General features: G+C 65.8%; 19 protein-coding genes. 9 read left to right on the top strand and 10 right to left on the bottom strand.

The window, feature by feature from the left end; all coding sequences use genetic code 11:
* The first annotated feature begins 81 nt into the window (after window positions 1-81).
* The 3 genes from ACP2YP_RS08225 (at window position 82) to ACP2YP_RS08215 (ending at window position 1,612) form a co-directional block, all read left to right on the top strand.
* Window positions 82-213 carry a hypothetical protein gene (locus ACP2YP_RS08225; RefSeq protein ID WP_426423549.1) on the top strand — a complete coding sequence of 44 codons (132 nt, stop codon included), beginning with the start codon at window positions 82-84 and terminating at the stop codon, window positions 211-213.
* A gap of 164 nt (window positions 214-377) precedes the next feature.
* Window positions 378-1,244, top strand: a complete 867-nt coding sequence (locus ACP2YP_RS08220; RefSeq protein ID WP_426423548.1) for a S1C family serine protease — start codon at window positions 378-380, stop codon at window positions 1,242-1,244.
* Window positions 1,241-1,612: a response regulator transcription factor gene (locus ACP2YP_RS08215; protein WP_426423547.1), complete on the top strand. Its 372-nt coding sequence runs from the start codon at window positions 1,241-1,243 to the stop codon at window positions 1,610-1,612. The genes ACP2YP_RS08220 and ACP2YP_RS08215 overlap by 4 nt, the downstream gene beginning before the upstream one ends.
* 11 nt (window positions 1,613-1,623) lie before the next feature.
* On the opposite strand, the gene ACP2YP_RS08210 is transcribed toward ACP2YP_RS08215, so the two are convergent.
* The 4 genes from ACP2YP_RS08210 to ACP2YP_RS08195 all read right to left on the bottom strand — a co-directional run bounded on the left by ACP2YP_RS08210 (window position 1,624) and on the right by ACP2YP_RS08195 (window position 6,476).
* On the bottom strand, window positions 1,624-2,700 hold the full coding sequence (locus ACP2YP_RS08210) for a sensor histidine kinase (protein ID WP_426423545.1): 1,077 nt from the start codon (window positions 2,698-2,700) through the stop codon (window positions 1,624-1,626).
* Complete coding sequence (locus ACP2YP_RS08205; RefSeq protein WP_200469931.1) at window positions 2,687-3,379, bottom strand: response regulator transcription factor; 693 nt, start codon at window positions 3,377-3,379, stop codon at window positions 2,687-2,689. The genes ACP2YP_RS08210 and ACP2YP_RS08205 overlap by 14 nt, the downstream gene beginning before the upstream one ends.
* 97 nt (window positions 3,380-3,476) lie before the next feature.
* Complete coding sequence (locus ACP2YP_RS08200; RefSeq protein WP_426423543.1) at window positions 3,477-4,019, bottom strand: hypothetical protein; 543 nt, start codon at window positions 4,017-4,019, stop codon at window positions 3,477-3,479.
* A gap of 120 nt (window positions 4,020-4,139) precedes the next feature.
* Window positions 4,140-6,476, bottom strand: a complete 2,337-nt coding sequence (locus ACP2YP_RS08195) for a Tex family protein (RefSeq protein WP_426423542.1) — start codon at window positions 6,474-6,476, stop codon at window positions 4,140-4,142.
* A 1,202-nt stretch (window positions 6,477-7,678) separates the two neighbouring features.
* On the opposite strand from ACP2YP_RS08195, the gene ACP2YP_RS08190 reads away from it, so the two are divergent.
* Together ACP2YP_RS08190 and ACP2YP_RS08185 are read left to right on the top strand one after the other, a co-directional pair.
* Window positions 7,679-8,794, top strand: coding sequence for a ring-opening amidohydrolase (locus ACP2YP_RS08190; protein WP_426423541.1), 1,116 nt, complete (start codon window positions 7,679-7,681; stop codon window positions 8,792-8,794).
* 119 nt (window positions 8,795-8,913) lie between these two features.
* Window positions 8,914-10,383, top strand: coding sequence for an amidase (locus tag ACP2YP_RS08185; RefSeq protein WP_426423540.1), 1,470 nt, complete (start codon window positions 8,914-8,916; stop codon window positions 10,381-10,383).
* A gap of 167 nt (window positions 10,384-10,550) precedes the next feature.
* Here ACP2YP_RS08185 and ACP2YP_RS08180 read toward each other — a convergent pair whose 3' ends face one another.
* Window positions 10,551-10,868: a hypothetical protein gene (locus tag ACP2YP_RS08180; protein ID WP_426423539.1), complete on the bottom strand. Its 318-nt coding sequence runs from the start codon at window positions 10,866-10,868 to the stop codon at window positions 10,551-10,553.
* A 134-nt stretch (window positions 10,869-11,002) separates the two neighbouring features.
* Between ACP2YP_RS08180 and ACP2YP_RS08175 the strand changes: the two genes are divergently transcribed.
* Window positions 11,003-11,911: a PaaI family thioesterase gene (locus ACP2YP_RS08175; protein ID WP_426423537.1), complete on the top strand. Its 909-nt coding sequence runs from the start codon at window positions 11,003-11,005 to the stop codon at window positions 11,909-11,911.
* Window positions 11,912-12,005: 94 nt separating this feature from the next.
* Window positions 12,006-12,371 (top strand): hypothetical protein, encoded by a 366-nt coding sequence (locus ACP2YP_RS08170; protein ID WP_426423535.1) that lies wholly within the window; start codon window positions 12,006-12,008, stop codon window positions 12,369-12,371.
* Window positions 12,372-12,559: 188 nt separating this feature from the next.
* Here ACP2YP_RS08170 and poxB read toward each other — a convergent pair whose 3' ends face one another.
* From poxB to ACP2YP_RS08155, 3 genes are all read right to left on the bottom strand, one after another.
* Window positions 12,560-14,296: a ubiquinone-dependent pyruvate dehydrogenase gene (gene poxB, locus ACP2YP_RS08165; protein ID WP_426423533.1), complete on the bottom strand. Its 1,737-nt coding sequence runs from the start codon at window positions 14,294-14,296 to the stop codon at window positions 12,560-12,562.
* Window positions 14,297-14,376: 80 nt separating this feature from the next.
* Window positions 14,377-15,009 (bottom strand): 2-dehydro-3-deoxy-6-phosphogalactonate aldolase, encoded by a 633-nt coding sequence (locus ACP2YP_RS08160; protein WP_426423532.1) that lies wholly within the window; start codon window positions 15,007-15,009, stop codon window positions 14,377-14,379.
* Between the two features lie 13 nt (window positions 15,010-15,022).
* Window positions 15,023-15,937 (bottom strand): 2-dehydro-3-deoxygalactonokinase, encoded by a 915-nt coding sequence (locus ACP2YP_RS08155; protein WP_426423531.1) that lies wholly within the window; start codon window positions 15,935-15,937, stop codon window positions 15,023-15,025.
* A gap of 219 nt (window positions 15,938-16,156) precedes the next feature.
* Here ACP2YP_RS08155 and ACP2YP_RS08150 point away from each other — a divergent pair, with 219 nt between their 5' ends.
* Complete coding sequence (locus ACP2YP_RS08150; RefSeq protein ID WP_426423529.1) at window positions 16,157-17,254, top strand: LLM class flavin-dependent oxidoreductase; 1,098 nt, start codon at window positions 16,157-16,159, stop codon at window positions 17,252-17,254.
* Window positions 17,255-17,312: 58 nt separating this feature from the next.
* Window positions 17,313-17,867, top strand: coding sequence for a flavin reductase family protein (locus ACP2YP_RS08145; RefSeq protein WP_426423527.1), 555 nt, complete (start codon window positions 17,313-17,315; stop codon window positions 17,865-17,867).
* A 208-nt stretch (window positions 17,868-18,075) separates the two neighbouring features.
* On the opposite strand, the gene ACP2YP_RS08140 is transcribed toward ACP2YP_RS08145, so the two are convergent.
* Both ACP2YP_RS08140 and ACP2YP_RS08135 read right to left on the bottom strand, forming a co-directional pair.
* A complete protein-coding gene (locus ACP2YP_RS08140; RefSeq protein WP_426423526.1) occupies window positions 18,076-19,926 on the bottom strand; it encodes a sigma-54-dependent Fis family transcriptional regulator in 1,851 nt (616 codons plus the stop codon).
* A gap of 96 nt (window positions 19,927-20,022) precedes the next feature.
* Window positions 20,023-23,328 (bottom strand): carboxyl transferase domain-containing protein, encoded by a 3,306-nt coding sequence (locus tag ACP2YP_RS08135; RefSeq protein ID WP_426423524.1) that lies wholly within the window; start codon window positions 23,326-23,328, stop codon window positions 20,023-20,025.
* Window positions 23,329-23,332: the final 4 nt, after the last annotated feature.

Genomic DNA, 23,332 nt, shown 5'->3' with positions numbered 1-23,332 from the left:
ACGCGGGGGTCGTTCGCCCCCGCGCCGTCCCTCTCGCTAAAACGACAATGAACCGTTCCATCGAGCCACCCACGCGCTGACATGTTGCTGCCGATCGGCATCGCCGCGCTCCTGATCGCAATCCTGCTGCTCGTCGCCGGCCATTTCTTTCCGTTCGGCGTCGCCGTGTTCATGCGGCCCGAAACCGGCGAGCGGAGCTATCGCGAGCTCTGAGCTGCCGCCCGTACATTGTGACGCCTTCCCCGCGCAATTTTCGATGCTGCTACACGTTCCCGTGAGTGGTTCGTCGGCCGCGGTCCCACGGTGGACTGGCCACCCGGCCAGTTTCGCAATTGCCGGAAACATCCCAAATTGTGGACAGCTTACAGGAGCCTTCCATGACCGACTTCACCCCTCTCACCTCGCTGTCGTCCGCGCTCGCGGATGTCGTGGCGAGCATCGCGCCGTCCGTCGTCTCCGTGCATTCGCATCGCTCCCGCTCAACCGGCTTCGTCTGGAAGCCGGGCCTGATCGTGACCGCCGACGAGGCACTGGCGGACGAGGGCGACGTCCAGATCGTCCTCGCCGACGGCAGCACGGCTGCTGCCACGATCGTCGGTCGCGACCACACCACCGATATCGCGTTGCTGCGTGCCGATACCAGCATCGCCCCGGTCAAGCTCGCCGCGACGGTCCCTGCCCTCGGCACGCTGTCTGTCGTGGTCGCCACCAATCGCGATACGCCGAGCGCGGCGCTCGGGATGGTGTCGGTGTCGGCCAAGAGCTGGCGCTCCTTGCGCGGCGGCGAGATCGATGCGCGGATCGAGCTCGATGTTCGCCTGCGTCCGAGCCAGGAAGGCGGCCTTGCCCTCGACGCATCGGGCGAGGCCTTCGGCATGGCCGTGCTCGGACCGCGGCGCGTGCTGGTGATCCCGACCGCGACGATTGAGCGCGTTGCGGCGCAGCTCGAGACGCGCGGCCGCATCGCGCGCGGGTATCTCGGGCTCGGGCTGCAGCCGCTGCGACTCGACGACGGCATCGGCGCCATGGTGATGAATGTCGACAAAGCCGGTCCGGCGGCCGCGGCCGGCATCCGCCAGGGCGACATGATCGTGGCGGTCAACGACCAGAAGCTTTCCGGCGTGCGCGCACTATTGCGAACACTGGGACCTGCGAGCGTCGGCCAGGTGGTCGATGTCGCCGTCCGCCGCGGCGGCGAGCCGGCGAGCTTCAAGGTCACGATTGGCGAGAGGCCTGAGGCGTGAGCGAGGACAACGCACCCGAGATCGTGCTGTCCCTGGAGATCGACGATCCCACGCTGGCCGACCGCCTCGCGACGCTGCTCGGCAATGTCGCGGGGCTGCGCCTTGCCGCCCCCGGCGAGACCGCCACGGCGAGCGTCGTCGCACGCGATCCGCGCGTCATGCCGGAGGACATTGCGCTGACGCAGCGCGAACTCGATGTGCTCGCGTTGATGGCGGAAGGTTCCTCCAACAAGATGATCGCGCGCCAGCTCAACATCTCCGTGCACACCGTGAAATTCCACGTCGGCTCGCTGCTCGACAAGCTGGACGCCACCGGCCGCACCGATGCGGTGGCGCATGCGGCGCGCCGCGGCGTGATCGAGCTTTAGCGCAGTTGAGCTCATTGCGCTGAGGTCGCCGGGAAGCTGAGCTGAACCGTCAGGCCCGGCGCGCTGTCATGCAGCGCGATCTCGGCGCCGTGGAGGCGTGACACCGCCGCGACCAGGCTCAGGCCCAGGCCGTTGCCCGGCGTGTAGCGGCTCTGCTCAAGCCGGTAGAAGCGCTTGAACACGTGATCATGCTGGTCGGCCGCAATGCCCGGACCATCATCGACGATCGCAATCGTCGCGCCGTCACCGGCGTTGCGGCAGGTCACGGTGACCTTCCCTCCCGCGCGGCCGTGCTTGATCGCATTGTCGACGAGATTGGCGATGGCATCGAACAGGAGGTCGCGGTCGCCGGTCACGGCGACCTCGCGGTCACCACCGAGGCTCAGGCGCGTCGCGACCTGTTCGGCGGCGGCGTCGTAGAGCTCGACGACCTCGCCGGCGATCTCGGCAAGGTTGAGCGCGCGAAACGCGCTCCTGCGGGCACGGGTCTCGATCTCCGAGATCCGCGTGATCGAGGCGAACATGCCAAGCACGGCATCGAGATCGGCGATGGTATCGCCGATCAGCGCGGCATCGGCCTCACTGTCGCGCTCGTGGTGATAGGCCTTTTCCAGCCGGCCCCGCATGCGCGTCAGCGGCGTGCGCAGATCATGCGCGACATTATCGCTGACCTGCTTGACCTCGCCCATCAGCGTCTCGATCCGATCGAGCATCAGGTTGAGGTTTTCGGCGACGCGGTCCCATTCGTCGTGGCTGCCGCGCAGGGGAATGCGCCGGTCGAGGCCGGACAGCATGATGGCGCGGCTGGTGGCGTTGATCTCCTCGATCCGTCCGACCGTTCGCCGCGTCACCAGCACGGCGGCAAGGCCGGCCAGCACAACCAGCAATACGGCGACTGCGATCATCGCCAGCTCGATCATCGCGGTGAAGGCGCTGTGGTCGCCGATATCGCCGACCCGGCTCCGCACATAAGCGAGCGTGCCAAAATAGACGTAGGCCATGATCGCCGCGACGATCAGGCCGAAGATCGCGATCGCGATCAGCGCCAGGCGGAAGGTCGAGGAACGGAGCGTGTTAGCCAGGAGCACGGAGGCAATATCCAATGCCGCGGATGGTGTGGATCAGCGGATAGGCCTGGGCATCGTCGACCTTGCGGCGGACGCGTCCGACATAGACGTCGATGATGTTGGTGGAGGGATCGAAATGCAGGTCCCAGACATGCTGGAGCAGCATCGCGCGGGACACGACGCGTCCCTCGTTGCGGACGAGATATTCGAGCAGTTGGAATTCACGCGGCAGCAATGGAATCTTGCGGCCGCGGCGGCTGGCGTTGCGCGCGATCAGGTCGACGGCGAGATCGCCGACCCTCAAAATGGTTTCCTTGGCGATGGTCTCACTGCGGCGGCCGAGCGCCTCGAGGCGTGCGAGCAGCTCGACGAAGGAGAACGGTTTGACGAGATAATCGTCGCCGCCGGCGCGCAGGCCGCGCACGCGGTCGTCGACCTCGCCGAGCGCGGAGATGATCAGGAAGGGCGAGGCAACGCCGTCGTCACGCATCTGCCGCATCACGGTGATGCCGTCGATATCTGGCAGCATGCGGTCGATGGTGATCACGGCATAGTCGCGCGCGACGCCGTGGCTGAGGGCTTCACGCCCGGTGGCGGCGAGATCGACGTCGTAGCCGGACGTCGTCAGCTCCTCGACGAGCTGGCCTGCGGTTTCCGGATCGTCCTCGACGACCAGGATGCGGCGGTGACCTCCGGTCATGACAAACTCCGCGCGACGATCGCCACCAGACTATCCCGTTCCGGGGCTGAGCGGAACCACCCGGTGGCGATCGCGACAATGGTGCGGTCCAGCGATGCTAGTACCAATTCTCCCCGCACACATTGACCCATTGCCACCCATAAGGCGTCAAGCTCCTACGCCAGCAGCCATCGTCGTAATAGTTGGCATAGTAGGGCGCGCCGAACACGGCGAAACGGCGGAAATGATGATGGTGGTGGAAGAAGAAGGCGTGACGGCCGATAAAGGGCCGACCGTGCCAACCGGCGCCGGCGAAGCGCGGCCCGATCGCCGCATGCGCGAAGCGCGCGCCGCCGAAGGCCGGTCCACTAAAGCCTGGTCCACCGACATGGGCGAAGTGCGCACCGCCACCCATGCCGCCGACATGCATCCCGCCGAAGCCGCCTGCGTGCATGCCGCCGCCGAAGCCTCCGCCGTGCATTCCGCCACCGATGCCGCCGCCACCGAAATGGCCACCACCGCCGAAGCCGCCGCCGCGTGCGCCACCGCCGCCGCCATGACCGCCGCCCCCGCCTCCACCTCGGGCGAGCACCGGCGAAGCGAGCGCCATCACCGCGGCGATCGTCGCCGCAGTGAGACCTTTGAGAAGCCTGTTGTTCATCGAAACATCCTCCTTGCAGTGCGGCGGTGACCGCGCCGCACGAGGATGATCAGATGAGGAGAAGGAGCGCTCTCCTTCAACTTACAAATGCGCCAGATTCTGACGCGGAAGTTAAGAAGCCTACGCCCGCTTGCCGCCGTTCTTCTCCGCAGCCTTACGCAACGCCTCGGCAAGCGCGCCGCCACCGCTGGAAGATTCCTGCTTGCGCGGCGGCGACGAGGTCATGCGGTTGGGGTTGCGCGTGTTGTCGCGCTGCATGCCGGGGGCGTCTTTCTTGGCGCCGACCTCGTCGTCGAGACGGAGCGTCAGCGAGATGCGCTTGCGGGCGACCTCGAAGTCAAGCACCTTCACCTTGACGATGTCGCCCGGCTTCACCACCTCGCGCGGATCCTTGATGAAGGTTTTCGACATCGCCGAGATGTGCACGAGGCCATCCTGGTGCACGCCGATGTCGACGAAGGCGCCGAAAGCGGCGACGTTGGTCACGGTGCCTTCGAGGATCATGCCCTTCTGGAGATGCTTGATCTCCTCGACGCCCTCCTTGAACACCGCGGCCTTGAACGCCGGACGCGGGTCGCGGCCGGGCTTTTCCAGCTCGCGCAGAATGTCGGTGACGGTCGGCAGACCGAAGGTCTCGTCGACGAAATCCTTCGGCTTCAGGGTGCGCACGATCTCGCTGCTGCCAATCAGCGCCTTGATGTCGCTCTTGGTGGCGCTGAGAATCCGGCGTACCACCGGATAGGCTTCCGGATGCACGCCGGAGGCATCGAGCGGATCCTCGCCGCCAAGGATGCGCAGGAAGCCGGCGCACTGCTCGAACGCCTTCGGGCCGAGCCGTGGCACCTCCTTCAGCGCCTTGCGCGACTTGAATGGACCGTTGGCATCACGGTGCGCCACGATGCTCTGGGCAAGGCCGGAGCCGACGCCCGACACGCGGGCGAGCAGCGGCGCGGACGCCGTGTTGACGTCGACGCCGACCGCGTTCACGCAGTCTTCGACCACGGCATCGAGCGATTTGGCCAGCTTGGCCTGGCCGAGATCGTGCTGATACTGGCCGACGCCGATCGCCTTGGGCTCGATCTTGACGAGCTCGGCGAGCGGATCCTGCAGACGACGGGCGATCGAGACCGCGCCGCGCAGGGTGACGTCGAGATCAGGCAATTCCTCCGAGGCGAAAGCCGAGGCCGAATAGACCGACGCGCCGGCTTCCGACACCACGATCTTGCTCATCTTCAATTCGGCGAGGCCCTTGACCAGATCGCCCGCGAGCTTGTCGGTTTCGCGCGAGGCGGTGCCGTTGCCGATCGCGATCAGCTCGACGCGGTGCTTGATCGCGAGCTTGCCGAGGATCGCGAGCGACTCATTCCACTGCCGCTGCGGTTCATGCGGATAGATCACGGCGGTATCGACCACCTTGCCGGTCGCATCGGTCACCGCGACCTTGACGCCGGTGCGGTAGCCGGGGTCGAGCCCCATGGTGGCGCGGGTGCCGGCGGGCGCGGCCAGCAGGAGGTCGCGCAAATTCGAAGCGAACACGCGCACGGCCTCAGTCTCGGCCGCGTTCCACAGCCGCATGCGCAGGTCGATGTTGAGATGCACCTGGATCTTGGTGCGCCAGGCCCAGCGCACGGTGTCGATCAGCCAGCGATCGCCGGCGCGCTTGAGGTCGGTGATGCCGAACCGCTTCATGATCTTCAGTTCATAGGCGCCCGGGACGCCCGCCGGCGGCACCTCGGCTTCGGCCTGGATCTGGAGATCGAGGATCTCTTCCTTCTCGCCGCGGAACATCGCGAGGATGCGATGCGACGGCAGCTTGGTCAGCGGCTCGGAGAAATCAAAATAGTCGGCGAATTTTTCGCCCTCGGTCTTCTTGCCGTCGCGCACCTTCGAGGCCATGCGCGCGTTGGTCCACATCTCCTCGCGCAGCACGCCGATCAGATCGGCGTCTTCGTCAAAGCGTTCGACCAGGATGGCGCGGGCGCCGTCGAGCGCGGCCACGGCATCCGCGACGCCCTTCTCGGCGTTGATGAAGCCTTCGGCGACGACCTTGGGATCATTGCCGGGCTCAGCCATGAGCTGGTTGGCGAGCGGCTCGAGGCCGGCCTCCTTGGCGATCTCGGCCTTGGTGCGGCGCTTCGGCTTGAACGGCAGATAGATGTCTTCCAGGCGCGCCTTGCTGTCGGCGGCAAGAATGGAGGCCTCCAGCGCGGCATCGAGCTTGCCCTGCTCGCGGACTGATTCGAGGATGGCCTTGCGGCGATCTTCGAGCTCGCGCAAATAGCCCAGGCGCTCCTCCAGGGTGCGCAATTGCGCGTCGTCGAGCGCACCAGTCGCTTCCTTGCGGTAGCGCGCGATGAAGGGAACCGTGGCGCCGCCGTCGAGCAACGTCACCGTCGCCTCGACCTGCTCCGCCCGTACCCCAAGCTCCTGCGCAATTTTCTGGTTGATATTTGCCACGCGAGATTTCCTCTATATCCAAGCCCGCGACACAAACCGAAATCCGGCCGCGGGACGCCGCTTATGGACCAACCAAGGTTGATTCATCAAGGTGCGGCGCGCAACCGTCGACAGAGGATTTTTTGTCGAACCGATGCGATCTCGCCACAATCGTGGGGATGTCGCGGGTATTGGCGCTCTCGTGTCCCGGTCTTGGCGTTGCTGCGCAGAGCCGGGATCCAGAAGGCGGCACGGTGCGCGGCAAGATGGGCCCCGGCTCTGCAGCGCACCGCACCGGACGATGCTTCGCATCGCCGGGGCGCTGCGCTGCGTCCGGGGCACGAGACCGTGTTTGAATCATCCATCCATCCAACCTTCGAACCGCAGACACACCTTTGCCGCCTCGCGGCGCATTCCGCCCGAGTTTTGCTCTTCGCTTCACGCCCTCCGAACAAAGGGCGCAGGGAAGGCCGGGTGCTGACCTCGCACCCGCGGTCTGCTGCGCGAAAATGGTGCGCAAAGAGACCGCACAGCAGCATACAGGTGGTGCCGAACACACGGCCTTCCCTGCGCAGTGGTTGGACGGCTTATGCCGTGCTCTCCCGGGAGCCGAGTTCCTTCTGGCCTCCCTCGCCCCACGGAATTCGCCGACACCGCGCCGGTTGGCGCCAGTGCCGCCTCCGCGAAGAGCTTGACCGTAGCGACGACGGCCAGGACCACACGGTTTTGCCGTACGCAAGCATCCGGCTTCGCCAAAAGGCTTCGCCGGACATGTCCCGCTTCGCCCGAGGGCGTCACAGGCATTGAGCGCCGTTCGTACAACGCGGCTTGCAAGCGGCTCACGGGGCTCGGCTCAATCCACTGCCCCGCCCTGCCACCCGCATCCGCGACGGCGCCGCTCGCGTCCACCGCAGCCCGATCCGCGGCTCGTGACGACGTACGACCGCCCCTTTTCGCCGGATCAGGATGGGCAACACATACGATAATTCCGAATTTCGGTAAAGTGGAATATTTTGATGCGCGCCGATTGACCCAGCGATCGTGTTTCGCCCGGCGGGCAACGCAGGATCTTGTAGCCCGCATGGAGCGAAGCGGAATGCGGGGACGCCACCCCGGATTACGCGAAGCGCAATCCGGGCTACGTACGGTATGCACCTTGACATCCACCCCGCTCCCACGGCTGGTTGCCCCTGCCGGACCACCGAACTCCACGAGGAGCATCCATGCGGACAATATCGGTCGGCGTCTTCAAGGTCGCCACCAGGGGCCCCGGCGACGTGTCCGGCCTCATGAGCCTGATCGTTACAGGCGCGATCGATCCGACCTCCATTCTGGCGATCCTCGGCAAAACCGAAGGCAATGGCGGCGTCAATGATTTCACCCGGGAATATGCCGTGGCTGCGCTGTGCACGGCGCTGGCGCCAAAGCTTGATCTGACGCCGCACGGGGTCGAGCAGCGCATCGCCTTCGTGATGTCGGGCGGGACCGAAGGCGTGCTCAGCCCGCACATCACGGTGTTCACGCGCCAAAAGGTTGCGAAGCCGCCCGCAGGCATCACTGGCAAGCGCCTGAGCATCGGCATGGCGCAGACGCGCGATTTTCTGCCTGAAGAGCTTGGCCGCTCGGCACAGATCACCGAGACCGCCAGCGCGGTGAAGGCCGCGATGGCGGATGCCGGCATCACTGATCCCGCTGATGTCCATTTCGTGCAGATCAAGTGCCCGCTGCTCACCAGCGAGCGTGTCGCGGCGGCGGCCGCGCGCGGCAACAAGACGGTGACGATCAGCGCTTACAGCTCGATGGCCTATTCGCGCGGCGCCTCCGCGCTCGGCGTCGCGGTCGCGCTCGGCGAGATCGCATCCGACGTCCGCGATGACGACGTGCTGCGGCGCTACGATCTGTTCTCGAAGGTCGCCTCGACCTCGTCAGGGATCGAGCTGATGCACAACGTCGTCATCGTGCTCGGCAATTCGGGGGCGTCAGCGAGCGAATTCGAGATCGGTCATGCCGTGATGAGCGACGCGATCGACGCGCCGGCGGTGGCATCGGCGCTGAGCGGCGTTGGACTTGGCGTTGGACTTGGCGCGCAGGCAAGAGCGGGCCGCGAGCTCGTCAACATCTTCGCCAAGGCCGAGGCTTCGCCTGACGGCACCGTGCGCGGCTGCCGCCACACCATGCTGGAGGACACCGACATCAGCTCGACCCGCCATGCCCGCGCGGCGGTCGGCGGCCTGATCGCCGGCCTTGCCGGCACCAGCGCGGTCTACGTCTCCGGCGGCGCCGAGCATCAGGGACCCGCCGGCGGCGGACCGGTTGCAGTGATCGCACGGCTGTCTTAAAGCGCGATGAGATAGCGACCTCTCCGTTCGGCGCAACCCTGCCCTTCGCGGCGGCTCAGTTGATTCACCCGGGCCCTTGCGAAAAAGGTGACGCCGCACTCCAAGAGGATTTTGACTTCATGACTTTGCCGATGAGCTGGAACGAATGGGCGCAGCACGATGGCGTGGGCCTGGCGGCACGCGTCCGCAAGGGCGAGCTGACGGCGAAGGAACTGGCACGTCAGGCCGTAGCGGCCGTCGCCAAGGTCAATCCGGCGCTGTCGGGCGTGGTCGAGCTATTCGATGACGTGATCGCCGATCCGGCCAAGGACGGCGCCAATCTCGCCGGTCCGTTCGCCGGCCTGCCCTTCCTGATGAAGGATCTCGGGCCGACCATGAAAGGCCGCCTCCAGGAAATGGGCTCGCTGTTGATGCGCGGCAATCGCGCCGCGGCCGACACGTTCCTGACCGGCAAATTCCGCCAGGCAGGCCTCAATTTGATCGGTCGCACGACGACGCCGGAATTCGGCGTGTGCTCATCGGCCGACAATCCCGCCGTCTATGTCACCCGCAACCCCTGGAATACCGACTACACCACCTGCGGCTCGTCGGCGGGCAGCGCCGCGATGGTCGCGGCCGGCGTGGTGCCGATCGCGCACGCAACCGACGGCGGCGGCTCGATCCGCATTCCCGCCGGCGTCAACGGCAATATCGGGCTAAAAGTTTCGCGCGGCGTGTTCTCGCTGGCGCCGCACATGTCCGACCTCACTGGCCTGGTCTCGATCCAGGGCTGCCAGTCGCGATCGGTGCGCGACACCGCTGCTTTCGTCGACCATGCCCGCGGACCTGCGCCCGGCGAGTTCATGCCGTTCTGGACCACGGCGCAGCCGTATTCCGAGATGATCAAGCGCGATCCGTCAAAGCTGCGCATCGCGCTGTCGCACACCTGGGGCGACTACACCGCGACGCCAGAGATTGCAGCCGAGCTGGAAAAGACCGGCCGCTTCCTCGAAGGCCTCGGCCATCACGTCGACTACGCGCTGCCTGAGCTCGATTTCCGCGCCGCCTTTGCGGCGCAGACCACCTGCTACATCTCGAATTTTTCCGTGGTGATCTCCAACATGCTCGCCGCGCGCGGGCTGGAGCGGCCGCCGGAGGATCTGATCGAGCCGATGAATATCCGCATCTGGGAAGCCGGTCGTCACACCAGCTTCGCCGATCGGGCGAAGATGCAAGCCGTGTTCAACACGACCTCGCGCGGCTTCGGCAGCTTCTTCGAGCAGTGGGACGTGATCCTGACGCCGATCACCGCGTTGCCGACGCCGAAGGTCGGCACGAAGGAATATCTCACCATCTCGGATAATCCTGATGTGCTCGACTGGTTCGGCAATCTCTGGCGCTTCTTCGCCTTCACGCCGCTCGCCAATCTCTGCGGCATGCCGGCGATCTCGATGCCGATGGCCGCGCAAGGGCACGACCTGCCGCTCGGCATCCAGGCCATCGCCAAGCAGGCCAACGACGGCCTGCTGCTGCAACTCGCCGCCCAGATCGAGCGCGCGCTCGAGGGCAAGTGGAACGGCGGCAGGAAGCCGAAGGTGCATGTGAGCTGAGGTAGGCCTATTTGTTTCGAAGGCCGCGCTCGCGGCCGTCCTTCGAGACGCCCGCCGATGGCGGGCCCTCGGGATGAGGTTTGGTTTCGCAGCGACATCTCAGACCCTCATGGTGAGGAGCGCCGCCTTGTGGCGCGTCTCGAACCATGCAGGCCCACGCGACCGCCTCAGTTCTTCATGGCGGGGATCGCTTCTTCCGGCTGCTGCTGTCCGAGCTTGAGCATCGCGAGCGCCTTGTCGAGTGCTTCACGCAAGGCCAGCGCCGCAGCCGGACTGCAGCGCAGATGGGCGGTCTGGACCACGTCGACCCTGACGGCGGCACCGATCGGCATCAGGAGGTTCGCGGCGAGCTCGATCTGGATCGCGCCGTTGTGGTGGCCGAAGCAGGATGCACCGTCGAAATAAATGATCGGCGCCCGCTCGGAACTGGAGCTCGAAATGGTGACGGGCCCCTGGTTGGCAGCGGGCGTTTCGGGGTCAGCCATGGGATACTCCTCGCGGGCAATGGACGAACGCCCACCATCGGTGCTTCGGCCGGCTCTGTCGAGGCCAAACCGGCCTTGTACGGCGATGCATGCGGGGTTTTGCGCGGCGCCCGGCACTGGTCTAGAACGTCGTCATGTCCAATTCATCGACCACGCTTCCCTTCGAGGAACTCGCCGAGGCGATCAAGGGCCGCCGTTCCGATTACGGCCATATCAGCGGACTCCAGCTGGACCGGTTCGCACCGGGCGAGGCCTGGTCGAGCCTGCCTTATCGCCCCGTCTTCGTCGGCGACACCGAGACCGGTGTGCTGCATGGCGGCGTCGTCACCGCGATGCTGGACGAGAGCTGCGGCATGGCGGTGCAGCTTGCGCTCGACGGCACCAGCGCGATCGCGACGCTCGACCTGCGCATCGACTATCAGAAGCCGGCCACGCCCGGCCTCGCCATCAAGGCGCATTCGGTCTGCTACCGCACCACCCGCTCGATCGCATTCGTGCGCTCCACGGCTTACCAGGAATCCGAGGGCGATCCGGTGGCGACCGCCACCGCCTGCTTCATGATCGGCGCCAACCGCACCAACATGCTTGCTGACCGCCGGATGGACTCGCGCAGCATCCCGACGCTGGAGTCGCCGGAGGATCCGGACGGCCCGTTCGCCACCAGCCCGTTCGCGCGCTGCCTCGGTATTCGCGTCAATGATGACGGCACGCTGACAATGCCGTTCTCGCCAAAGATCGTCGGCAACCCGATCCTCCCCGCGATCCATGGCGGCATGACCGGCGCCTTCCTCGAGACCACCGCGATCCTCGGCGTGCGGCGCGAGCTCGGGATCGCGCCGCTACCGAAGCCGATCGGGCTGACCGTCAACTATCTGCGCTCCGGCCGCGCGCTTGACACCATTGCCAATGTCTCGATCGTGAAACAGGGCCGGCGTATCGTCGCGTTCGAGGCACGGGCCTGGCAGGACGATCCGAACAAGCCGATCGCCTCCGCCTTCGGGCATTTCATGCTGCGGCCGACGCCGGGAAACGACGAGGAATAGGCGTATTTTACTTGACGGAACGGGCTTGACGTCGAAGGCTTGACGTCGAAGGCTTGGGACTCAACCATGGCGCATTCCCGCGAGAGGTATTCGGTTGCGACATCCGATTGACATCATCGCCATGTTTGCCGCCATCTGGCTGTTGGCGTCGATGGTGCTCGACGCGTCGACGCCGAAGGAGCTGACGGCGGTCATGATCGCCATTGCGATCGGGCCCGCCGTGGTCATCACCGCCGTGTTCTACTATCTGCGCTGCCCGCGCACCGATTTCGCGGTGATTTTTGCAGCACTCTGGCTGATCTCGGACATCGCCATCGCCTTCATCTCGCCGAAGGAACTGCCGCATTTCCTGATCGTGCTCGGCTTCGTTCCGGCCGCGCTGATCGGCATCGTGCTGCACTGGCAGCGCTTCCAGCGCCGCCATGAGCGGTTGCCCGTGCCGTCGGTGAAGCGCGGCTAGCGCAATGGTACACCTCTCCCCGACGGGGAGAGGTCGGATTGCGCCTGGCGATGCGAAGCATCGTCCAGTGCAATCCGGGTGAGGGGCCGCAGCGATCAGCGAGACTGTAACCCCTCACCCGGATCGCATTTTCCATGCGATCCGACCTCTCCCTTCGGGAGAGGTGAACCAGACCGCGTCAGCCGAAATCAGCGCGACAGCAGATTCGTTTTCGCAAGATCCAAGACCTCGTCGCCGCGGCCGTTCATCACCGCGCGCAGAATCCACAGGCTAAAACCCTTGACCTGTTCGGCGGTGATGGTTGGCGGCATCGACAGCTCCTGCTTGGCGGTGACGACGTCGAGCAGCGCCGGGCCAGTGTGCGCCAGCATCTCCTTCATCGCGCCGGGGAGCTCGCCCGGATCCTCGACGCGCTTGGCAAAGATGCCCATCGCGCGCGCCATCGCGGCGAAATCAGGGTTCTCCAGATCGACATTGGTGTCGACGAAGCCCGCCGCCTTCATCTCCAGCGCGACGAAGCCGAGCACACCGTTGTTGAAGATGACCACTTTCACCGGCAGCTTCATCTGCGTCAGCGTGATCAGGTCGCCCATCAGCATGGTGAAACCGCCGTCGCCGGAGAGCGAGATGACCTGACGGCCGGGCTGCGAGGCCTGGACGCCGATCGCCTGCGGCATCGCGTTGGCCATCGATCCATGCACGAAGGAGCCGATCAGCCGGCGGCGGCCGTTCATATTGAGATAGCGCGCAGCCCACACCGTGGGCGTGCCGACATCGGCGGTGAAGACGGCATCGTCGGAGGCGTGGTCGCTGATGACTTTTGCCAGATATTGCGGATGGATCGGCTTGCTGCCGGGCGTGCCCTTGGCGAGTGAATCCAGCCCCTCGCGCGCCTTCTTGTAATGCGCAACGGCATCGTCGAGATGGCTGCGCTGCGTCTTGGTCTTGAGCAGCGGCTGCAGCGCCTCGATCGTCTGCTTGACGTCGCCGACGAGGCCGAGATCGATCCGGCACCGCCGTCCCAGATTTTCCGGGCGAATGTCGATCTGCGCGACCTTGGCATCGGTCGGGAAGAACTGCTTGTAGGGAAAATCCGTGCCGAGCATCACCAGCGCATCGCAGGCGTGCATGGCGGCGTAGCCCGAGGAGAATCCGATGAAACCGGTCATGCCGACGTCGTAGGGATTATTGTATTCGACATGCTCCTTGCCGCCGAGCGCATGCACGATCGGGCTCTTCAAGGCTTCGGCAAGCTGCATCAGCGGCGCATGCGCGCCGGCGCAGCCACGGCCGCAAAACAGGGTGATGCGCTCGGCGCCGTTGAGCAGATCCGCGAGCGCCTTCAGCTCATCGGCTTGCGGCACGACCTTGGGCGCTGCGAGCGCAAGCCCGCGTGGCGTCGACAGCGCGCGCTTCGGCGGCGCGCGGAAGGCGACGTCGCCGGGCATGGCGATAACAGCGACGCCGCGCAGGCCCACCGCCGCGCGGATCGCATTCTCCAGCACGAAGGGCAACTGGCTCGGATCCGAGACCAGCTCGCAATAATGGCTGCATTCGCGAAACAGGTTTTGCGGATGGGTTTCCTGGAAATAGCCGCCGCCGATCTCGGCCGACGGGATCTGCGCCGCGATCGCCAGCACCGGCACGCGGCTGCGATGCGCATCGAATAGGCCGTTGATCAGATGCAGATTGCCGGGGCCGCAGGAGCCGGCGCACACGGCAAGGCTCCCCGTCATCTCGGCTTCGCCGGCGGCCGCGAAGGCCGCGACCTCCTCGTGGCGGACATGCACCCATTCGATGGTGCCGCGGCGGCGCAGCGCCTCGGTGAAACCGTTCAGGCTGTCGCCGACGATGCCATAGATGCGCTTGACGCCGGCCTGCTCGAGCGTTGCCACGAACAGATCGGCTATGTTGTTGATCGCCATGTCGGTCTCCTGATCTCGCAAGTTCCACAAGATAGGATAGAAGGCGACCGTGACGACATCACGGCTTGTTTATTGCCGCCTCAGTCTTTCACAATCGCCCGATCATAGGCGGCGATCGTCACCTTTGCGCGATCAGCAACATCCGCCGACGTCATGCCGGGCTTGTAGAGACTGGAGCCGAGCCCGAAGGCTGTGACGCCGCCCTTGATGTATTCCGCAAAATTCTGGTCGGAGACGCCACCGACGGCGGCGATCATCACGCCTGCGGGAAGCACAGCGCGGATCGCGGAAATGCCGGACGCGCCGAGCACGCTCGCCGGAAAGAATTTCAGGCCCGATGCGCCGGAGCGCGCCGCGAGCAGCGCTTCGGTCGGCGAGAACACGCCGGGCAGCGTGATCATGCCGTACTGGTGTGCGCGCGCGAGCACCTGCGTATCGACATTCGGCGAGACCATTAACGTGCCGCCGACGTCGTTGAGACGATCGACATCTGCTGCGGCCAGCACCGTGCCGGCGCCGATCAGCACGCCGGCCGGTGCGAGCTTCGCGGCGCTGGCGATCGAGCGGAACGGATCCGGCGAGTTCAGGGGAATCTCGATCGCGGTCATGCCGGCCTCGATCAGCGCGCCGACAATGGCCTCGGTCTCCTCGGGCTTGACACCGCGCAGGATCGCAACCAGGGGCCGCTTCATCGGCGGAAAGGGAACGGTCATCTCAAAAATCCTCTCACTGCGTCCAGATCGAAGCAGCCGCCATCGACAGGCCACGGCGCACCGCTTCATCGGCATCGATCGGGTTCACGGTCACGGACAGCGCGTCGAAGGCCTGCCGGTAGAGCATCGCCAGCCGCCCCGACGCGATCAGCGTGATGCCAGCTTTCGGCAACGCACCGGAAAGGCCCGCCGCGAGCTCGACACCGATCAACGTGCCCGACAGCGTCTCGCGCGCCGCAGCCGGCGTGCCGCCGAACAGCAGCTGCCGCGACCGCGCGCCGAACAGGAGGTTTGCGGCGAAGGCCGGCGCCTCATAGGCGGCTTTCACCGCCGCCTTGAAGCTCACGACATCCTCGGCATCATCGGCACCGGCGACCGCGAGCGATAAGATCGTCTCGCGCGAGACGACGCTGAAGAGTTCGCCGGTCATGAAGGTCGAAAAATGCGCGACCGCGCCGTCCTTCACGCGCACCCATTTCGAATGGGTGCCGGGCATGCAGACCAGCGCCTCGCCGGCCGCATCAAGGCCAAGCGCGCCGAGCAATTGCGTCTCCTCGCCGCGCATCACGTCCGGCGCTTTTGCATCGCGCTGCGCGATGCCCGGGAGGATGCGGATGTCGCGCGCCTCGCCCGGCACGCGCGCGGCCTGCTTCAGAACTGCCGAGAGCGGCGCCGGCGTATCGACGTAGCCGGCCTCGACCCAGCCGGTTTTGGCACCGGCCATGCCGCAGACGAGAACGGGCAGATGATCCGGCGCGCTGATGGCGGCCAGATGCGATTGCAGCACGCCGGGGAAGCCGGCCTTGGCCGCGGCCATCATGCCCTCATCGCTGCGGCGCTCCGCCAGCACATGGCCGGTGCGATTGACCAGCCAGAGCCGAAAGCTGCTGGTGCCCCAGTCCACCGCGACAAAAGCGGGTTCGGTCATTTCGAATCGGATCCTCGTCTCACGGCCAAGACGCCGTCTCGCGACAATGAGACGGGCATCCCGCAAATCCGCCCCGGGATATCGGCAATTTGTGCCGCAAACCAGCGTTTTCTCGCAGGTCTGGGGCGCCGCCCACGCTGGCACACCGCTTGCTGAAGCTGTCCCTGTTTACGTCCCGGAACGCGCAGCAAGACGCGCCAACATCAGATGAGGAAACCCATGGAGATCGGCTATTTCACGATGCCTTCGCATCCGCCGGAGTGCGGCTTGAAGGAAGGACATGACTGGGACCTGCAGGTCCTGCGCTGGCTCGACGAGCTCGGCTATCAGGAAGCCTGGATCGGCGAGCATCACACCGCGCCCTGGGAACCCAATCCCACGCCGGACCTGTTGATCGCGCAGGCGCTGATGCAAACCAAGAACATTCGCATCGGACCGGGCGGCTTCCTGCTGCCCTACCATCACCCGGCCGAGCTCGCCAACCGCGTCGCGATGCTGGACCACCTCTCCGAGGGCCGGCTCAATTTCGGCGTCGCGGCGAGCGGCCTGCCGAGCGACTGGGCGATGTTCAATGTCGATGGCATGAGCGGGCAGAACCGCGACATGACCCGCGAGGCGCTGGAGATCATCCTCAAGCTTTGGTCCGATCCCGCTCCCTTCACCTACAAGGGCAAGTTCTGGACGGTGACCAAGCCGGACACCATGTTCGACTTCCTCAAGCCCCACATCAGGCCATTGCAGGCGCCGCATCCGCCGATCGGCGTTGCCGGGCTGTCGAAGAACTCGGACACCTTGAAGCTCGCCGGCGAGCGCGGCTTCATCCCGATGAGCCTCAACCTCAACCCGGCCTATGTCGGCAGCCACTGGGACTCGGTCGAGATCGGCGCCGCCAAGACCGGCCGCAAGCCGAACCGCGCGGACTGGCGCCTGGTGCGCGAGGTGTTCGTTGCCGACACCGACGAAGAGGCCTGGAAGCTCTCGACCGGCGACATGATGGGCCGGATGATGGGCGAGTACTTCCTGCCGCTGCTCGGCCATTTCGGCTTCAAGGACTATCTGAAGCACACGCCTGACGTGCTGGACAGCGACGTCACCGTCGAATATTGCGCCAAGCGGAACTGGGTCGTCGGCTCGCCCGCCACCGTCGCCGAGAGGATCGAGACAATCTACGAGGAGGTCGGCGGCTTCGGCGTGCTCCTGGTGTTCGGTTTCGACTACAAGCACAAGCCGGACGCCTGGCACCACTCGCTCTCGCTGCTCAAGACCGAGGTGATGCCGCGCCTGAAGCATCTCGGCTCCGCGAAGAAGGCAGCTTGACCGAATGCGGGTGCGGCGCGAACGTACCGCACCCGTTTTCAATTTCGGAGATTTCCGCGTGAGCGTGGACGCAAAGGATTTCAAGCAGGCGATGCGCCAATGCGCCGGCGCGGTGGCGCTGGTCACGGTCGGCGCCGAGCACGGCAAGCGCACCGGGCTCACGGTGACGTCGGCCTGCTCGCTCTCGGACAACCCGCCCTCGCTGATCGTCTGCGTTAACCGCAACGCCAGCGCGCACGCCCGCATCCGCGAGGAGGGCGCTTTCGCGATCAATTTTTTGCACGAGGATCATGCGCTGCTGGCGCTCACTTTCAGCGGCCAGAAGGGCGTCAATGGTGACGACCGCTTTGCGTTCGGCCAGTGGACGCGCGGGGTAACAGGCGCGCCGGTGCTGACCGACGCGGTCGCCGCGTTCGACTGCGTGCTGGCGCAGGAGTTCGAGACCAAGACGCATTCGATCTTCGTCGGCGAGGTGCGCCACGTCTCGCATTCCGACGGAGCCGCGCCGCTGGTGTACCTGCGCAGCAGCTTCCACACACCTCACGAGATCCGCGAGACCGTTTCAGTCGGCGATCTCGATTCGCGGCATCTGAGCTGGACGGATTTTTCGTAAGACGCATCGGCGGTGTGCTGCCCTTCCCTTCTCCCCTTGTGGGAGAAGGTGGCGAAGCGCCGGATGAGGGGTTGCATCCGCAAACTCACTGCGAGTTTCACTCGCGGAGAGATACCCCTCACCCGTCTCGCCGCTAACGCGTCGAGCCACCCTCTCCCACAAGGGGAGAGGGAAAGAGGGTCCGCGGCTTGCAAAAATTGATCAGCGCCTACTGCGTCGTCTCGATTTTCAGCTGCTTGATCTTGCGATACAGCGTGGCACGACTGAGCTTCAACGTGCGGGCCGCTTCGGTGACGCGGCCACCGTGCTTGCGGAGAGCCTCGACGATCGTCGCGCGTTCGGCCGCTTGAAGATCGGTCTCGGCGGTCCTCCCGCCGAACGGCGGTAGATCGAGATCGGCATCGGTGATGGCCCCATCCTCTGCCGTGCAGCCCGCAAGCCGCAGCACATGGCGGAGCTGGCGCATGTTGCCGGGATAGGGATAGGCCGAGAGCAGGGACCAAGCTTCCTGAGACAGGCGGCAGTTCGGCGCCTCCTCGCGCGCGATCTGGCGGATGATATCATCCCTGTCCGCGCGCTCGCGCAGGGCCGGCAGCCGCACCTCCATGCCGCGCAGGCGGAAATAGAGGTCGGCGCGGAATCTGCCCTCCTCGGCCATGCGACCGAGATCGCGATGGGTCGCGCTGATCAATCGGATATCCACCGGCACGGGCTTGAGCGCACCAAGCGGCCAGACCTCGCGATTCTCCAGCACGCGCAGCAGCCGCGTCTGCAGCGCGATCGGCATGTCGCCGATCTCGTCCAAAAACAGCGTGCCGCCATCGGCCTGGACGATCAGGCCCTTCGAGCCATCACGGCGCGCACCGGTGAAGGCGCCGGCCTCGTAGCCGAACAGCTCGGCGTCGATCAGGCTCTCCGGCATCGCCGCGCAGTTCAGCGCGACGTAATTGTTGCGGGCGCGGTTGCTTGCGGCGTGAATGGCGCGCGCGAACACGTCCTTGCCGACGCCGGTCTCGCCATGCAGCAGCACCGGCAGATTGTGATCGCCGATGCTCCTCAGCCGCTTCACGCTTTTGACCAGGCCGGGATCATTGCCTGCTAGCCGATGCAACGCATCGAACCGATCGACGGACGCATCACGGCGCAGCGTGGCGGATTTGGCGCGCAGCGGTGGGGCGACATGGCCCTGCCCCAGCGGACGGCCATCCGTGCGGCGCAGCTCGACGATTTCGTCCGAGTTGCGCGAATGGTCGAGCTTGATGTAGCGCGACAGATCGATGCCGGAGGCGATCAGGCCATCGGTGAGGCCGAGCAATGCGCGCGCCGAGCGGCAGGCGCCGACGATGCGGCGGTCGTCATCATAGGCGAGCAGGCCGCTGCCGCAATCGCCCGGCACGGTCGCGATCCAGGCGCTGCGGAAATGGTCGCGGAAGATCGCCCCTTCCATCCGCCGCGTCGCCTCCATCGTCACCGCGAGCGCAAGCTGATGTGCGGCCCGTTCGAGATCCTCACGACAAGAGGTGATGTTGACCGCGCCGGCAAGACGCCCGGCCTGATCGAACAGCGGCGCCACCGCGCAGGAGAACATGTGCCACTGCGCACGAAAATGCTCGTCGCGATGGACGAGGATCGGCTTCTGCTCGGCCAGCGCAGTGCCGAGCCCGTTGGTGCCCTCGAACGTCTCGGCAAAGTTCGAACCCGTGTAGATCTTCCAGTCCATGAACATCCGCGCGTCGGCTTCGCCCGGAAGACGGCTGAACAGCATGGTCGCGTTCGCGTCAGCGAGATTGACGCAATAGCCGGCGTCGCGCAGCACGCGCGCGAGATCGTCGAGCTCGGGCGTGACGAGCCTGATGGTCTCCTCCATCGGCTCGGCTACGTGGCGGACTTCGGCTTCAGTGAGCGTCTGCGGCGGGCCTTGGCGGGCGGGATCGAGCTTGTGGCTGATCAGGCAGCGCCGCCAGGAGGTCGCGATCCGCGACTCAGCGTCGACGTCGGCCACATGGTTGGCGACGGACAAGACACGGGCGACATGGTTCGAGGCCGAAAGGCTGGCCATCGCGGACGTCTCCACCCTGTATTATTGTGCAAAGTCTGGCACCACAGGCGGGGATGTCAATCGGGAACCGGGACGCACGCTATTGCTGCACCGCGCTCACCACGTGTCGATACACGGCCGTTTCTTCTCTGTCCGCACCGGCGGTTTCGGCACCGAGCGCAGGCCCGCCATGATCCAGCGCCGCGTCTCCGCGGGGTCGATGACGTTGTCGATCTCGAACACCGAGGCGATCGAGACCGCCTTGCCGTTGGCGTAGAGCTCGGCGACCTTGTTGCGATAATAGGTCTCGCGCTCCTCGGGGTCGGCGATCGCCTCCATCTCCTTGCGGAAGCCGAGGCGGACATAGCCTTCGAGACCCATGCCACCGAACTCGCCGGTCGGCCAGGCCGCCGTGAAGAAGGAGGCGTGGAAGCCGCCGCCGATCATCGACTGCGCGCCAAGGCCATAGCCCTTGCGCAGCACGATGCCGAACAGCGGCACGGTGAGGCTCGCGCCGGTGACGAACATGCGGGAGACGTGGCGCACGATCGCGGTCTTCTCCGCTTCCGGGCCGACCATGAAGCCAGGCGTGTCGCAGAGCGAGACGATTGGCAGATCGAAGGCGTCGCAGAGCTGAAGAAAGCGCGCGGCCTTGTCGCCGGCATCGGCGTCGATCGCGCCGCCGAGATGGCGCGGATTGTTGGCGATCAGGCCAAACGGCTTGCCTTCGATGCGGATCAGCGCGGTGATCATGCCGACGCCGTAGTCGCGGCGCAGCTCAAGCACGCTGTCCTTGTCCGCGACGAGATCGATGACGCTGCGGATGTCATAGACGCGCAGGCGGTTCTCGGGGATGGCACGGCGCAGCAGGCGCTGGTCGGCCGCCTGCCACTCCGTCACCGCGCCCTGGAAATAGGACAGGTATTTTTGCGCGACGGACGTCGCCTCTTCTTCGTCCTCGACCACGATGTCGATGACGCCGTTCGGCGACTGGAACGAGACCGGACCGACCTCGGCCGGGTGATAGACGCCGAGCCCGCCGCCCTCGATCATCGCAGGGCCGCCCATGCCGATCGAGGCATTCATGGTGGCGATGATGACGTCGCAACAGCCGAGCATCGCGGCGTTGCCGGCGAAGCAATAGCCGGAGACGACACCGATCACCGGCACGAGGCCGGACAGCCTTGCGAACTGCACGAAGGACGGACCGTCGAGGCCGGTCATGCCGAGCCGGTCGGTGTCGCCCGGACGGCCGCCGCCGCCCTCGGCATAAAACACCAGCGGCACGCGCCAGTCTTCCGCCAGCGTGAGCATGCGGTCGATCTTCTTGTGGTTCATATGGCCCTGCGTACCCGCGAGCACGGTGTAGTCATAGGCCACGACGATGCAGCGCGCGGTGTCGGGGCCGAACTTTTCGGCGTTGACGGTGGCAACGCCCATCACGAGGCCGTCGGCCGGGGTGTTCATGATGAGATCGTCGAGCTTGCGACGGCGCCGCTGGGCGGCAATGGCGAGGCTGCCATATTCCATGAACGAGCCGTCATCGACGAGCTGGGCGACGTTCTCGCGCGCGGTGCGCTGGTTGGTGTTGCGGCGGCGCTCGACCGAGGACGGGCGATTTTCGTCGAGCGTGTTGGCCTGGCGCGCGATCAGCTCGGCGAGATCGGGGCGAATGTGGTCGAGGTCGATGTCGGCTTCGGCCGCCGCGCTGTCGGCGGCGACGTCGAGCGGTTCGAGATAGAGGATCGGCTCGCCATGCATCAGTGTGACGCCGTCGCCGGCGACGAGCTTTGTCACTCGCCCGCCCTGCTCCGCCATCACCAGATGCTCCATCTTCATGGACTCGATCACGGCGAGCTGCTGGCCCGGGCGCACGATTTCGCCTTCCTTCACCTGGATGGTGACGATGGTGCCCTGCAGGGGCGCAGCGACCGCCACTGCACCTTCGGGCACGGCTTGCGCGACGTGCGTCTCCGCGCCATGGGCGCCACTGCGCTCGGTCGCCGCGAAGTAGAGCGGCTTGGCCGCGCCATCGGCCGCCTCGACCAGCTTTGCGATGTTGCGATCGATGAAGTCGGTCGCGATGCGATTGGTCCTGAAATCCGGGTGCGCCAGCACCGCCTGGAGGAAAGCGATGTTGGTGACGACGCCGTCGATCCGGAATTCACGCAAAGCGCGCGAGGCTTTTGCCACGATGTCGTGCCAGGCTTCACCCGGCGTATGCACGATGACCTTGGCGAGCAGGGAGTCGAACGCCGCGCTGGTCTTGTAGCCGGCATAGCCAAAGCTATCGACGCGGACGCCGGGCCCTGACGGCGGCTCGAACACGGCGAGCACGCCTCCGGTCGGATGCGTCGCGCCAATCTCGTCGAGCGTCTCCATGTTGACGCGAAGCTGCATGGCATAGCCGCGCGGCTTCGGGATCGCGCCTTGCGTTAGATCGAGCGAAGCCAGCGTGCTGCCTGCGGCAATCGCAAGCTGAGCGCGGACGAGGTCGAGGCCAAGCACCTCCTCCGTCACGGTGTGCTCGACCTGAAGCCGCGGATTGGCCTCGATGAAGGCAAAGCTGTCCTCGGCCATGCCGTCGACCAGGAACTCGAAGGTGCCGAGATTGTCGTAAGAGGCTGCCATCGCGAGTTGCTTCGCCGCCTCGATGATGCGACCGCGCAAGCCGTCGCTGAGTGACGGGCTCGGCGCCACCTCAACCAGCTTCTGATGCCGGCGCTGGATGGTGCATTCGCGCTCCCAGAGATGGGAGATCGCGCCGTGACGGTCGCCGATGATCTGCACCTCGATGTGGCGCGCCTGCCGGATCAGCCGCTCGGCATAAACGCCATCGAAGCCGAACGCCGCCTTGGCCTCGGACTGGCAGCGCGCATGGGCTTCCGCGAGATCGCCGGCGTTCTCGACCACACGCATGCCACGGCCGCCGCCGCCGGCCATCGCCTTGATCACAATCGCCGCATGGCTGCCGAGGGAGGTGAAGAACGCCGTGATCTCGTCGAGCGACGACGGGCCGCTGGTGCCGGCGATGATCGGCACGCCACAGCGTTTTGCCAGTTGCCGTGCCGCGACCTTGTCGCCGAACAGTTCGAGTGCTGCCGGCATGGGTCCGACAAAGACGATGCCCGCGTCCGCGCAAGCTTTCGCGAATGCCGCGTTCTCGCTGAGGAAGCCGTAGCCGGGATGCACGGCATCGCAGCCGGCGCTCTTCGCCGCCTTCACCACGGCCTCGATGTCGAGATAGGCCCGCGCGCCGCGGCCGGGGATTTCGACGGCGTCATCGGCGACGCGCACGTGCAGCGACAGCGCGTCATCTGCGGGATGAATCGCAACCGTGGCGATGCCGGCATCGGCCGCCGCGCGTGCGATGCGGATGGCGATCTCGCCGCGATTGGCGATCAGGAGCTTTTTGAACGACATCGGT

This window comes from Bradyrhizobium genosp. A, assembly GCF_049949275.1.
Classification (GTDB): Bacteria; Pseudomonadota; Alphaproteobacteria; order Rhizobiales; family Xanthobacteraceae; genus Bradyrhizobium.
This window is presented reverse-complemented; position numbering and strand designations above follow the sequence as displayed.

What these genes read in the sequence shown, in the direction of transcription:
- ACP2YP_RS08225 (WP_426423549.1), top strand. Translation starts at nt 82, where the DNA reads ATGTTGCTGCCGATCGGCATCGCCGCGCTCCTGATCGCAATCCTGCTG.
- ACP2YP_RS08220 (WP_426423548.1), top strand. Translation starts at nt 378, where the DNA reads ATGACCGACTTCACCCCTCTCACCTCGCTGTCGTCCGCGCTCGCGGAT.
- ACP2YP_RS08205 (WP_200469931.1), bottom strand. Translation starts at nt 3,379, where the DNA reads ATGACCGGAGGTCACCGCCGCATCCTGGTCGTCGAGGACGATCCGGAA.
- ACP2YP_RS08200 (WP_426423543.1), bottom strand. Translation starts at nt 4,019, where the DNA reads ATGAACAACAGGCTTCTCAAAGGTCTCACTGCGGCGACGATCGCCGCG.
- ACP2YP_RS08190 (WP_426423541.1), top strand. Translation starts at nt 7,679, where the DNA reads ATGCGGACAATATCGGTCGGCGTCTTCAAGGTCGCCACCAGGGGCCCC.
- ACP2YP_RS08185 (WP_426423540.1), top strand. Translation starts at nt 8,914, where the DNA reads ATGACTTTGCCGATGAGCTGGAACGAATGGGCGCAGCACGATGGCGTG.
- ACP2YP_RS08180 (WP_426423539.1), bottom strand. Translation starts at nt 10,868, where the DNA reads ATGGCTGACCCCGAAACGCCCGCTGCCAACCAGGGGCCCGTCACCATT.
- ACP2YP_RS08175 (WP_426423537.1), top strand. Translation starts at nt 11,003, where the DNA reads ATGTCCAATTCATCGACCACGCTTCCCTTCGAGGAACTCGCCGAGGCG.
- poxB (WP_426423533.1), bottom strand. Translation starts at nt 14,296, where the DNA reads ATGGCGATCAACAACATAGCCGATCTGTTCGTGGCAACGCTCGAGCAG.
- ACP2YP_RS08160 (WP_426423532.1), bottom strand. Translation starts at nt 15,009, where the DNA reads ATGACCGTTCCCTTTCCGCCGATGAAGCGGCCCCTGGTTGCGATCCTG.
- ACP2YP_RS08155 (WP_426423531.1), bottom strand. Translation starts at nt 15,937, where the DNA reads ATGACCGAACCCGCTTTTGTCGCGGTGGACTGGGGCACCAGCAGCTTT.
- ACP2YP_RS08150 (WP_426423529.1), top strand. Translation starts at nt 16,157, where the DNA reads ATGGAGATCGGCTATTTCACGATGCCTTCGCATCCGCCGGAGTGCGGC.
- ACP2YP_RS08140 (WP_426423526.1), bottom strand. Translation starts at nt 19,926, where the DNA reads ATGGCCAGCCTTTCGGCCTCGAACCATGTCGCCCGTGTCTTGTCCGTC.
- ACP2YP_RS08135 (WP_426423524.1), bottom strand. Translation starts at nt 23,328, where the DNA reads ATGTCGTTCAAAAAGCTCCTGATCGCCAATCGCGGCGAGATCGCCATC.